General features: G+C 37.2%; 11 protein-coding genes. 4 read left to right on the top strand and 7 right to left on the bottom strand.

The window, feature by feature from the left end; all coding sequences use genetic code 11:
* Positions 1-6: 6 nt before the first annotated feature.
* On the bottom strand, positions 7-1,851 hold the full coding sequence (typA, locus tag BN1206_RS03770) for a translational GTPase TypA (protein ID WP_013641748.1): 1,845 nt from the start codon (positions 1,849-1,851) through the stop codon (positions 7-9).
* Between the two features lie 254 nt (positions 1,852-2,105).
* On the opposite strand from typA, the gene def reads away from it, so the two are divergent.
* From def to BN1206_RS03750, 4 genes are all read left to right on the top strand, one after another.
* Positions 2,106-2,660, top strand: coding sequence for a peptide deformylase (def, locus tag BN1206_RS03765; protein ID WP_052542928.1), 555 nt, complete (start codon positions 2,106-2,108; stop codon positions 2,658-2,660).
* A 330-nt stretch (positions 2,661-2,990) separates the two neighbouring features.
* Positions 2,991-3,212, top strand: coding sequence for a DNA-dependent RNA polymerase subunit epsilon (locus BN1206_RS03760; protein WP_013437648.1), 222 nt, complete (start codon positions 2,991-2,993; stop codon positions 3,210-3,212).
* 6 nt (positions 3,213-3,218) lie between these two features.
* Positions 3,219-4,901, top strand: coding sequence for a ribonuclease J1 (rnjA, locus tag BN1206_RS03755; RefSeq protein ID WP_013437647.1), 1,683 nt, complete (start codon positions 3,219-3,221; stop codon positions 4,899-4,901).
* Between the two features lie 47 nt (positions 4,902-4,948).
* Positions 4,949-5,896 (top strand): diacylglycerol/lipid kinase family protein, encoded by a 948-nt coding sequence (locus tag BN1206_RS03750; RefSeq protein ID WP_052542927.1) that lies wholly within the window; start codon positions 4,949-4,951, stop codon positions 5,894-5,896.
* 24 nt (positions 5,897-5,920) lie between these two features.
* On the opposite strand, the gene BN1206_RS03745 is transcribed toward BN1206_RS03750, so the two are convergent.
* From BN1206_RS03745 to BN1206_RS03720, 6 genes are all read right to left on the bottom strand, one after another.
* A complete protein-coding gene (locus BN1206_RS03745) occupies positions 5,921-7,477 on the bottom strand; it encodes a nuclease-related domain-containing protein (protein ID WP_046433179.1) in 1,557 nt (518 codons plus the stop codon).
* Between the two features lie 197 nt (positions 7,478-7,674).
* On the bottom strand, positions 7,675-10,026 hold the full coding sequence (locus BN1206_RS03740) for an SF1B family DNA helicase RecD2 (RefSeq protein ID WP_014565728.1): 2,352 nt from the start codon (positions 10,024-10,026) through the stop codon (positions 7,675-7,677).
* The gene (locus BN1206_RS03735) at positions 10,026-10,670 is read right to left on the bottom strand and encodes a tetratricopeptide repeat protein (RefSeq protein WP_014565727.1); all 645 of its coding nucleotides are present in this window, start codon (positions 10,668-10,670) and stop codon (positions 10,026-10,028) included. The genes BN1206_RS03740 and BN1206_RS03735 overlap by 1 nt, the downstream gene beginning before the upstream one ends.
* Positions 10,670-11,329 carry a histidine phosphatase family protein gene (locus tag BN1206_RS03730; protein ID WP_013641739.1) on the bottom strand — a complete coding sequence of 220 codons (660 nt, stop codon included), beginning with the start codon at positions 11,327-11,329 and terminating at the stop codon, positions 10,670-10,672. The genes BN1206_RS03735 and BN1206_RS03730 overlap by 1 nt, the downstream gene beginning before the upstream one ends.
* Before the next feature lie 95 nt (positions 11,330-11,424).
* Positions 11,425-12,552 carry a tRNA 2-thiouridine(34) synthase MnmA gene (gene mnmA, locus BN1206_RS03725; protein WP_013437641.1) on the bottom strand — a complete coding sequence of 376 codons (1,128 nt, stop codon included), beginning with the start codon at positions 12,550-12,552 and terminating at the stop codon, positions 11,425-11,427.
* Positions 12,553-12,559: 7 nt separating this feature from the next.
* On the bottom strand, positions 12,560-12,901 hold the full coding sequence (locus tag BN1206_RS03720) for a DUF1831 domain-containing protein (RefSeq protein ID WP_013437640.1): 342 nt from the start codon (positions 12,899-12,901) through the stop codon (positions 12,560-12,562).
* Positions 12,902-12,921: the final 20 nt, after the last annotated feature.

The raw sequence follows: 12,921 nt of genomic DNA, 5'->3' as shown, positions 1-12,921 counted from the left end.
AAGTAATTATTTAGTACGGTTACGCTTCTTGTCAGCCTTTTGACGTTCTGAAGTGTTTAAGATCTTCTTACGTAAACGAATTGATTCTGGAGTTACTTCACAGTATTCGTCATCGTTCAAGAATTCAATGGCTTCTTCAAGAGTCAAAGTCTTTGGAGTCTTGATTGCAGCAGCGTGGTCCTTACCAGCAGCACGGGTGTTAGTCAAGTTCTTACCCTTAGTTACGTTAACGGCAATATCACGTTCACGACTTGATTGACCAACAATCATACCTTCGTAAACTTCAACACCGGCACCGATGAATAATTCACCACGTTGTTCAACTGATTGAAGTGAGTAAGTAGTTGATTGACCTTGGTTGATTGATACCAAAGCACCATTACGACGGCCTGGGTTCCAGTTCTTAACAACTGGCTTGTAAGCTGCGAAGGTGTGGTTCATGATACCGTAACCACCAGTTTGTGACATGAATTCGTTATTGTAACCAATCAAACCACGTGATGGAACTAAGAATTCAAGACGGGTTTGGCCGTTACCAGTTGACTCCATGTTTTGCATTTCACCTTTTCTTTGTGAAAGGGAGTCAATAACTGAACCAACATATTCATCTGGAGTATCAACTTGAACAGATTCGAATGGTTCACACATAGTACCATCAATTTCACGGTAAATAACCTTAGGACGTGAAAGTTGTAATTCGAAACCTTCACGACGAAGTTCTTCAACCAAAATTGAAAGGTGAAGTTCACCACGACCTGAAACAGTCCAAGCATTTAATTGATCAGTAGGTTCAACCTTCAAAGAAACATCAGTACGAGTTTGACGAATTAAACGGTCTTCAAGCTTCTTAGGAGTTACTTGGTCACCTTCACGACCAGCAAATGGTGAGTCGTTGGCAACGAAGTCCATTTGAAGTGTTGGTGGATCGATCTTAAGAAGTGGCAAAGCTTCTGGGTGATCTGCTGAAGCAATAGTTTCACCAACGTAAATATCATTAATACCACTGATGGCAACGATATCGCCGGCCTTAGCTTCTTTAATTTCGTTACGCTTCAAACCGAAGTAACCAAACAACTTAGTAACGCGGAAGTTTTGAGTTGAACCATCACGCTTCATAACAGTGATGTTGTCGCCAACCTTAACCTTACCACGGTAAATTCTACCTACACCAATACGACCAACGTAGTCATCCCAATCAAGCATAGTGATTTGGAATTGAAGTGGTTCATCTGAGTTGTCGATTGGAGCAGGAATGTACTTAAGAATGGTATCAAAGATAGGATCCATAGTTTCCTTTTGAGTACTTGGATCTGGATCATATGATGAAGTACCATTCAAAGCTGATGCGTAAACAACTGGGAAGTCAAGTTGTTCATCGTTAGCACCTAATTCAATGAAGAGTTCAAGTACGTCATCCAAAACTTTCTTAGGACGAGCGCCTGGACGATCAATCTTGTTTAAAACAACAATTGGCTTTACACCAGCTTCCAAAGCCTTCTTCAATACGAAACGAGTTTGTGGCATTGGACCTTCGTAAGCATCAACCAAAAGCAATGCTCCGTCTACCATGTGCATAACACGTTCTACTTCACCACCGAAGTCAGCGTGTCCTGGCGTATCCAAGATATTAATAGTAGTATCCTTGTAACGAACAGCTGTGTTCTTTGACAAAATAGTAATACCACGTTCACGTTCGATGGCGTTTGAGTCCATAGCACGATCTTCCAGATTCATGTGTTCTGGTAAAGTATCGGATTGCTTCAATAATTGGTTAACCAAAGTAGTTTTACCGTGGTCAACATGGGCAATAATAGCGATATTTCTAAGATCGTCTCTTCTTTTTTCTGACAAAAGTATTTCCTCCCCACTCTTCAATAAAAAAACTGTGACTAGGCCACAGTTCCGGTAACGCTTCTGCGCTTTATCGAAGTGCTTCTTTTTTTGATCTGTATAGTTACGTTAGTGAATTTTACCACCTAACTGCACGCCGGTCAACGCTTAACACTCATTTAACTTTTCATTTATTTTATCTTTAATCAAGCAAAATCCTCTGAATTATGGTAAAAATATAGTTAGATCTTATTTTTTTAAAAGGAGTAATTATTTTGATTTTAATGAAAGACATTGTGCGCGACGGCGATCCTGTCTTGCGCAAAGTCGCTAAGCCACTTACTTTTCCACTTAGCGATCACTACAAAAAATTAGCAGACGATATGATGGAATACTTGGTCAACTCACAAGATCCCAAGATTGCTGAAAAGCACCAACTTAGAGCGGGTGTGGGTTTAGCAGCTCCTCAAGTCGGCGAAAGTGTTCAAATGGCTGCACTTTTAGTTCCTGACGACGAAGGTAAAATTATTTTCAAAGAAATTTACGTTAACCCTGAAATTATTTCTGAATCTGTTCGCCAAGCTTGCTTAAGTGAAGGTGAGGGTTGCTTAAGTGTTGATGAAGTAATCAACGGCTACGTTCCTCGTCCAGACAAGTTGACTATTCACTACTACACTGTTGACGGTGAAGAAAAGACTATCCGTTTAAAGGATTACCCAGCTATCGTATCTTCTCACGAAATCGATCACTTAAACGGCCACTTGTTCTACGACAGAATCAACAAGCAAAACCCATACAACCTTAAAGAAGATACAGTAGTGATTTCTTAATCGTTATTTAAACGCAAAAAGACCTGCAATTGCAGGCCTTTTTTGATACAAAAAACCACTGGGCGACTAAACCAGTGGCTCATACATTGGGAATTAAGAAGATTGAAGAGACTTCTTACAGCGAGCAAATGAGTTTATTAATCATTTACTACACGTTCATGGTACAACCTACGTTATTTTACGTCAATAATATTACTAAAAAATTATCACTCTAAATCGATTCAAACATATTTATATACTTAGTTTTATAAATATGATAGAATTTTTAATAGCTATTGAGTATTTTTTACTCAAAATTGAACGTTTATACATTAATAAGGAGAATCATTTATGATTTACAAAGTTTTGTATCAAAAAGACAAGATTGTCAATCCTCGTAGAGAAACTACTAAGACTCTTTACATGGAGGCTGACAACATGGTCGAAGCAAGAAGCATGGTTGAGGACAACACCCCCTATAACATTGAACTCATCCAAGAATTAACAGGTAATTCTTTAGCTTACGAAAAAGAACACGCTGACTTCAAGTTAACGACGTTCGACAAGAAGTAATAAAGAGTGCGAATTAAAAATAATGAAGTAGCCGTTTATGCAATCGGGGGTTTGCATGAAATTGGCAAGAATATGTATTGTGTGCAGTACCAGGATGAAATTATCATCATGGACTGTGGTATTAAATTCCCCGAAGATGATTTATTAGGTATCAACTACGTAATCTCAGATTACTCCTACCTAGTTAAAAATCGTAAGAAAATCAAGGCGCTAGTAGTTAGTCACGGACACGAAGACCACATTGGTGGTATTCCATTCTTATTGGAAAAGATCCCTGAAATTCCAGTTTATGCAACTCCATTTGCCCTATCCTTAATTAAAGGTAAGTTGGAAGAACACGGAATTTTAAAGACGACCGAACTACATGAAGAGCATGAAGACACTGTTTTGAAGTTCAAGAAGCTTTCCGTTTCATTCTTTAGAACAACTCACTCAATTCCTGATACTTTGGGAATCGCTGTTCATACACCACTTGGTGCTGTTGTCTTTACCGGTGACTTCAAGTTCGACTTGACTCCTGTAATGAATCAGCCAGCTCCAGATTTCCAAAAGATGGCTAAATTAGGAAACGAAGGTGTGCTTGCCCTTCTTTCAGACTCAACTAACGCTGAAGTTACGCAATTTACGAAGTCTGAAAGATTCGTTGCACAATCGCTTCATAATATCATTACTGGTATTCATGGTAGAATCATCTTTGCCACTTTCGCTTCTAACCTTTACCGTGTATCTACTGCGATTCAAGCAGCAATTGATACTGGCAGAAAGGTAGCTATCTTCGGGCGAAGCATGGAAAATGGTGTCGACAATGGTATTGATTTAGGCTACTTGCATGTACCTAAGGATTTAATTGTTGATGCTGATGAAATTAACAAATTGCCACCTGACAAAGTGATGATCTTATGTACTGGTTCACAGGGTGAACCTTTAGCAGCTTTATCTAGAATTGCTAACGGTACTCACAGACAAATCACTTTGCAACCTGGTGATACAGTAATCTTCTCTTCTAACCCAATTCCAGGTAACACATTGAGCGTTAACCACTTAATTAACAAATTAATGGAAGGCGGAGCCAATGTAATTCACGGACGTGTAAACAACGTCCACACTTCTGGACACGGTGGTCAAGAAGAACTTAAGATGATGGTTCGTTTAACCAAACCTAAGTACATGATTCCTGTTCACGGCGAATACAGAATGCAGGTAATTCACACTCAACTTGCTCAAGAAGCTGGTGTTCCTGCAGAAAATACATTCGTTTTGTCTAACGGTGAAGTTGTCTGCTTTGGTCCAAACGGTGCAAGAATTGCTGGTCGCATCCCTGCTGGTGATGTTTATGTTGATACCTCCGGTACAGCAGATGTTGGCAATGTCGTAGTTCACGACCGTCAAATTCTTTCAGAAGAAGGTTTAGTAGTAGCTGTAGCTACAGTTGACTACAAGCATAAACGTGTTCTTGCCGGACCTGATATTTTAAGTCGTGGTTTCGTTTATATGAGAGAATCAACTGAATTAATCAGTCAGGCTCAAAAACATGTCTACCATGTTCTTAGAAACGAAATGGCAAAATCAGATAAACCTAAGGAAAGCGAAATTAAAAAGGCAATTACCGAAAACTTATCTGACTTCCTTTACTCGAAGACTGAAAGACGGCCAATGATTTTACCAATCATCATCGAAAAAAATAGCTAATAAGGCTCCTTCGGGAGCCTTTTATTTTAGAACTATAGAATTTAATTATGAGCAAAAAAATAAAAGTACATTTATTAGTCAATGAAACAGCTGGAAATGGTAATGCAAAGAAAGCTAACATCGCATTGCAACAAGTGTTAAACGAATTAAATATACCTTTTACCTGGCAAAAAAGTCGTTTTCCCAAGGAATTGACTACTCTAGCTAAAAACTATGCCAATACAAATCCAAGCGAAAATAATATCCTGATTGTAGTAGGCGGAGATGGTTCATTTAATGAAGTATTAAATGGCATTAAAGCATCCAACTATCCTGATACCCCTATTACTTATTTGCCAGCTGGAACAGGTAACGATTTTGCTCGTGGTGCTGGACTAACAGCTGATCCTCGACAATTAGTCCATAATTTGCTCAATGATCTAGCCCCAGAACAAGTAGATTGCGGCTATTTTTCTGCAAACATACCGGGAGAAAATACCGGCTACTTTGTCAATAATTTTGGGATTGGCTTCGATGCTTTTATTGTTTATCAAAGCAACCATGAAAAATTAAAGGATATGCTTAACCGACTCAATTTGGGCAATCTGATCTATGGTCTTAATGTCGTCAAGGCATTGGCGCAACAAGACACATTTACTGTAACTGTAAAAAACAAAGCCAAAACTTGGCGTTACAGCGATGCTTATTTTGTTACCACTACCAATCACCCTTATTTCGGTGGTGGCTTTGCTATTTTGCCTAAAGCTGATGTTTATAGTCACCATTTGGACACTGTTATCGTTGAAAAACCTAGTTTAAGTAAATTCATTTTTCTCTTCAGCAAGCTATTAAAAGATGGTTCACACGTGAATGCGCCGCAATTTCATTATGTGGAAGCCCAAGAAATTCAAGTTGAAACTAGAAAACCTGAATTTGCTCAAATTGATGGTGAAGATGTAAATGCTCAAGGATTTAAAGTTAAATTCAAAATCGATCATTTCAATCTATTAAAATAAGCCAAAGGATTTCTCCTTTGGCTTTTATATTTTGTCTAAAATTTCTTTATCTATCTGATGCTGTTTATAATACGTTTCCGCATCTACAAAGCTACGTACTTGATCATAAAATTTCTTCCAATAGCGGTATTGTTGATACAACTGACGCCATTCACGTGCACCTGATAAATAATCTGCTAATAAATTATTGATATGCTCAATATGTTTAATTACTTGGTTAGCATGGTAAAGCTGCTCATCAACAGCTTTTTCATCCAGTTTCATGTCATCTTCAAATAATAAAATGTTTTCACTAAAAGTCTTTTCCTCTTCTAGTGCCTTATTATTAGTCATTTCTTCCCCTATTGCGGAGACTTCTTCTGGCTGCAATCCAATGCCTGCCGGTGCTTTGACTAATAAAGATTGAATATCATCTAATTGACAAACTTCAATTCCTACTCGCTCGTATCTTTCGATCTTTTCTAGAGTAAATTTTTCTTCAGTACGACTAACTACCACAACTACATTACGAATCAACTGATCTATACTAGGAATTCGTTTTAACAAATTAATGATTGCTGGATTGTTGCTTTTTTCTAGAACATACTTGATGCTTTCTTTATGTTTAGCTACTTGATCAGCTATTTCACTATAATCCTTAAGCATATCGTAAGAATGGTTCTTACTCGTTCTAGCCTTAGTTTCAAAACAAAAAATACCGCTAGATGCAATAACCAAGTGATCAATTTGGTTGTTGCCCAGTTTAGTTTGCTTTTCATACGGATATGGCAAAATCAAATTATGAATTAAAATTTTGCCAAACTGAACTTCTTTAATTCTTTTATTGACTAATTCTTCTGCAGCAGCTCCGGCTAAAAGATTACTAGCATGCCGCAAATCATGATCAGATAAAACATCCATTGGATGAAGATACTTGATTTTTCCTAAATGCAAATCGGTCATTCTTTTTTGAAAATTGGTAACATTCTTGTTGTATGTTTTAAAACCGGAATTAATCGCACTAATTCGCAAAACATTACGCAACTGTAATGCCCGTCTCAGATCACGTTTTTTAGTGAAATCTAGTTTCTCCGCTTTTTCTAACGAATGAATAGCTGCAGTATCCGTAACTTTATCTCGTTTTACCCATTCTTTTTGATAATAAGCGTGGTTTTCGAGTTCGTTAGCATATTGTTTCATGTCATTTTCAAGCGGTAGAACTTCTGCTTTTTTCTCTTGCACCATAGAACGATAATATTGCAGCTTCGTTTTTATTTTAGCGAAATCGGTAATCTGTTGCTTTTGATATTGATAAAATTCGTTTTTCTCATCTTTTTCATTCCAAACGGTCTTTCTAAAATAGTGACCATCTGTAACACCAAATTCGATAAATTCCGCAATCGTTCGATCTAAATTATACTTAATCAAGAATAAGCAGTGACCGTTGCGATCAAATATTCTCCGTTTAATAAATCCGGGACGAATAAATTCAACAATCTGAAAAGTCAATCCCCGCTTATTTGGAAAACGATATGGCAATTGTTTTCCTGCAATCTTTTCTAATTTATTAAATTCTTCTTTATCTGTATCACTGAGTTCCACTTTTTTCACTCTGCTCTTAGCTTTTATTGACCGAAAAAAACAATAGGTGATCAGACCTACTGTCAGCGTAATAATTGTAATCTCCATATTAATTCATTTTTTATTCCTTAGAACATGCGTTTAAGCATCCTAATTATATCATGCTTTTGTATATTCAAAAAGCCTTATGATACCTAGATCATAAGACTCTTTTAGGTTTATAAATGAATATCTTCCATACCGATCATTGGATCAATTTCACCTGAATAAATTTTTTCAGGAGTTAGAATATAATCCTCCGGTTGCTTAGGTTTTGTTTTTTCTTTTGGCTTTGACTCTGGTTCCTGAACATTTTCCGGTTTAACCGTAATGCCTAATTGTTTACGTAATTTGGAAGCTAGACCAGTTTTACGGTCATTGCCTGATGTTTTAAAGGCCGCTTCAAAAGCTCTAGGATCTCCTACTAACACCAAATTCTTTTCAGCACGGGTAATTGCAGTATACAAAAGATTTCGTTTCAGCATCACATAGTTCTGCATCGTTAGGTTGAGAACTACTAATGGAAATTCTGAACCTTGAGATTTATGAATTGTAATCGCATAGGCCCTAGTTAAATCATTTAAATCTTTTCGCCCAAAAGTAACTTCACGATCATCAAACTTGGCAACCATGCATTCTTCGGAGTTCTCTTCATCGATACTGCTAATTTTACCGATTTGGCCATTATAAATGTCCTTTTCAGGATTATTCTGCAATTGCAAAATTCTGTCGCCAATCCGGAAAGTTTCGTTATGAGCTTCCAGTGACTTACTTTTAGCCTTAGGCGGATTCATGATTTCTTGAATAATATCGTTTAAGTTATCTACTCCGCCATTGCCATGATACATTGCACCTAAAACTTGAATATCATCTTTAGCAAAACCACGCTTTAAAGCAAGTTCAACAATTTGACCAACTGCATCCCCCACCAAATCTGGTCGACAGCTGATAAATGAATAGTTCTTTGTCTTCTTAAATAAAGCACCTTCATTCACACCTTCATTGACCGCATGGGCAAGCGAAATAATCGTTGAATCGTCACCTTGTCGATGGATTTCTTTCAAAATCGTTGTTGGAAATGCTTGCGACTTAATCAAATCACTGAAAACATTACCCGCACCAACTGATGGAAGCTGATCCTTATCACCGACAAAGACAATATGGCGAATTTGATTAATACTGGACAAAAGCTGTTTAAACAAGAACATATCAACCATCGACATCTCGTCAATAATTAATATTTCACCGTTTAATTCATTTAGTTCACCAGTGCCTGCATCCCCAATACCTAATCCCAGCATTCTGTGAATCGTTTTAGCACCGATACCAGTAATCTCACTCATTCTCTTAGCCGCACGGCCAGTAGGTGCAGCCAAAAGGAATGGTGGATCTTCACTGTACAAAGCAGAAGCTGGGATTTCAGCCAGCTTTCTCAAAGCTAGTAAAATTCCGTTGATAATCGTAGTTTTACCTGTACCAGGGCCACCAGTCAAAATTGAAATAGGATGATTCAACGCATTTTTGATAGCTAATTTTTGCGTTTCGTCATATTTAATTTTCAGTTCTTTTTCTGCATCCTTAATGGCTGTGTTCATCTCTTTCTCGCTATATTGTTCATCTTCTTGATCCTGTCTGGATTCAACCAAATATTTCATCGAGTGAGCAATATCAACTTCCGTTTGGTAGATGTTTTGTAAAGCCGCTACATCATCATTGACTACGATCTTGCCATCTTGTTGCAAACCAAGGACACAATTAGCAATAGGATCAAATTTATCAATTTGCAATAGTTTGCTTGCTTCTGTCAGAAGTTCCTTAAGCGGTACATAAGTATCGCCGCTACCACTTAAAGCGTCAATCAACACCTGATAAATCGCACCGTTGATTCTGCGGGGATCATCATCCTTAATTTCTAACTGTTTACCCAACATATCGGCTGATTTAAAACCAAAACCACTTACATCATTGATCACTGCATAAGGATCTGTTTGCAGTTTCTTTAGACTGTCGCCATGATATAACTGATAAATATTAGCTGCAATTCGACGATTGATCCCGTACTGTGCTAATTTCAAGACAATTTCTGAATAAGAATCCATTGAATTCAGCCCAGAAAGCAAGCTATCTTTTTGTTTTCTAGTTAAAGATAAAGTATCAATCTTAGCAGGCTTTTCTTTTAAAATATCCAAAGCATTTAAGCCTAGCTCATCGATAATCGTATTGGCAGCCTTTTTTCCTATGCCTGGGAATTTATCAGAACTCAAATATTTAGTTAATGAACCTTCTTCATGCGGCAAAACCTGCTTATAGCTAGTAGCTCTAAATTGCAAACCAAACTTTTCATGCATCACAAGTTTGCCTTCAAAACGATAACTAGCTGAAATTTGAATATCGCCAAAATTACCGGTCACTTTTATTTCATCGCGTGAATAGTTTTCTAGTGAGCCAATAATTTCAACATCTAAAATTTTATATAAATCCTTGTCGTTCTCGAAAACGATTCCGTTAACCTTACCGGTAAATTCGACCATTATTTTTTCTTTTCCTTATTATTTAGCATTTTCATAATTGAAACATATTGATTCATTGCATGATGATAATACTTGATATCCATTTGTTTAGCCTGATCAAAATATTTCTCTGCGTGATCACGATCTTTTTCTAATGTCGTTACACCTAGCAAAAAATAGACCTTAGCTGTTCTTTTATCTTCCGGAATAGCTAAATACATTTGCTCGGCTTGTTTAGCTTCACCCATGCTTAACCAAATATCGCCTAGCAATTCTTGCACGCGTTCATCGATCTTTTTAATCGTTAAAGCATAAGCTAAAGCCTTTTGACTTTGACCTAGTTTCAAGTAAGTTAAGGCCTTTTGGTAAAGAGTTAAATCATCATTAGGAATTTGATCTAGCAAATTCAGCGCTTTATCAAAATCACCTTGCATATAGTAGCAAACAGCTAAGTTGTAGCTTAATTCACGTGGTTTCTTAACCAGATGCTGTGCTTGTTCAAGCAGTTTTTGTGCCTGATCGGCACTGCCTTGCTCAATTAAATAAGTTGAAAGCTGTAAATAATTTTCAATATTTTGCGGTTTTTCATCTATTTTTTTGATCAATAAATGAATCGCCTGATCTACTTTGCCTTCGTTATATAGCTTCTCAATTTTATTGTTCATTATAAAGAATCCGTTTTAGATAATTTTCTGCCTAAGTAGCTAGTTTCGTTCCAAACAACAGGCTTAAATGTCTTACCGCCATCTTTGGTTTCCAAAATCGTTAAACTAGTATTACTTAAACCACCATTTTTACGAATATCCTTCAAAGGATAACCCAAAAGGCCACCCATAATTGCGGACAAAGCAGCACCATGACTAACAGCTAAAACTTTGTCGTCATCGTTAGGAAATCTCTTAGCCATTTCTTCAGCAAAAGACTTACCACGAGCAATTACATGAGGATAGTCTTCTCCGTGTAATTCAGTAGGATCATATTGATCTGGGTGATGCCAGAAATTATCCATTTGCTTAGGATATTTCTTTTCCGCATCAGCGAACTTCATACCTTCCATATCACCTAGGTTAAATTCACGCAGGCGCTCATCAATTGTAACTGGTAAATTAGCATTCATTGCATCGTCAATTCCTTGGGCTGTATTAAAAGCACGATCAAGCGGACTAGCAAAAATGCCTCTAAACTTTGTTCCGCGTAAATATTTACCTAATTTTTGAATATCTTTTTTACTTTGTGGAAGCAAGGGTGAATCACCATGTCCACCTTGAAAACGACTGGCTAAATTCCACTCAGTTTTACCATGACGCACAAAATAAATTTGCATATTTTAAATTCCCCCGAAAATCTGTAGTTATTAGTAATAGTTTAGCACAAAACAAAAGGATGTTCGAAAACACGAACATCCTTTTTAGCTTTCTCTTAAACTAATTGAAGTTGCTTATCTTCTTGGTAAGCTGCATCAATGTTGCCGCCACCCAAACATTCTTCACCATTGTATAAAACAAGTGCTTGTCCAGGAGTAACAGCACGTGCTGGTTCATCAAAGTAAACATCTGCAGTATTGTCAGCAGCATGATACTTAACGGTAACACCAATATCACATTGACGATAACGGAACTTGGCACTGCAATGCATTTCGAAATCATGATCTGGCTTGCCAGTAAAGAATGACATATCACTTGCCTTCAAGCGACTAGCATAAAGAAGTGGACTGTCGTAACCTTGTTCAACGATCAATTCATTCTTCTTTAAGTCCTTACCAACTACAAACCATGGATCAGTTGATTCCTTGGTTGAACCTAAGCCCAAACCTTGTCTTTGACCAATAGTGTAGTACATTAAGCCAGCGTGTTCACCGACAACTTTACCGTCTGGGGTAACCATTTTACCTGACTTAGCTGGCAAAAATTCGCTCAAGAACTTTCTAAAGTTTCTTTCACCGATAAAGCAAATACCAGTAGAATCCTTCTTCTTAGCTGTAGCTAAACCATTTGCCAAAGCAATCTCTCTTACTTGAGGCTTAGTTAAGTTAGCTAATGGGAAGATGACCTTTTTAATTTGATCTTGATTTAATTGACTCAAGAAGTAGGTCTGATCCTTGTTACCGTCCTTTGGACGCATCATGTGAGTTACGCCATTTGCATCCTTCACGGTCTTTGCGTAATGACCCATTGCAATATAATCTGCATCCAAATCCATTGCGAATTCCAAGAATGACTTGAACTTAATCTGGCTGTTGCACATTACATCTGGGTTAGGAGTTCTGCCCTTCTTGTATTCATTTAAGAAGTACTCGAACACACGATGCCAATATTCCTTTTCAAAATTAATTGAATAATAAGGAATACCGATCTTGTCGGCTACCTTTTTTACATCTTCGTAGTCTTCTGTAGCGGTACAAACACCGGCATCATCGGTGTCATCCCAGTTCTTCATAAATACGCCGACAACGTCGTAGCCTTGTTGCTTGAGTAAAAGTGCTGAAACTGATGAATCAACACCGCCACTCATACCAACAACTACCCTAATCTTACTATTGTCAACCATTATTCAATCAATCCTTTACCTCTAGCAAAATATTACGCTCTTCAAGATCTTTTAAAATGTAGTTTAAAAGTTCAACAGTAGGCGCTAATTGCTTATTCTTAAAAATATTAACTTTTTGCAAACCACTGCGATCAGTAACGACCATAGTTAAATGTGACAAATCCTTATTAATAGTCATCTTCAACTTAGTAGGTGCATTATAAGGTGAATCATTGTAAAGGGGATGTTCATAATTGAAGTTACCCTTTGGTGTCTTTACAAAGCCTGCATCTATTAAAGCATAAAGCTTCAAATCAGAACTTAAAGTAAATTTACGTTTATCACCATTAATCACAACTGTATTTGCCATAATTTTCCTCACTTATTTAT

Origin of the sequence: Lactobacillus sp. OTU4228, assembly GCF_001006945.1 — a bacterium.
Taxonomy (GTDB): Bacteria; Bacillota; Bacilli; order Lactobacillales; family Lactobacillaceae; genus Lactobacillus; species Lactobacillus amylovorus.
Note: the sequence above shows the minus strand (reverse complement) of the source record. Positions and strands in the feature narration are given on the sequence as shown.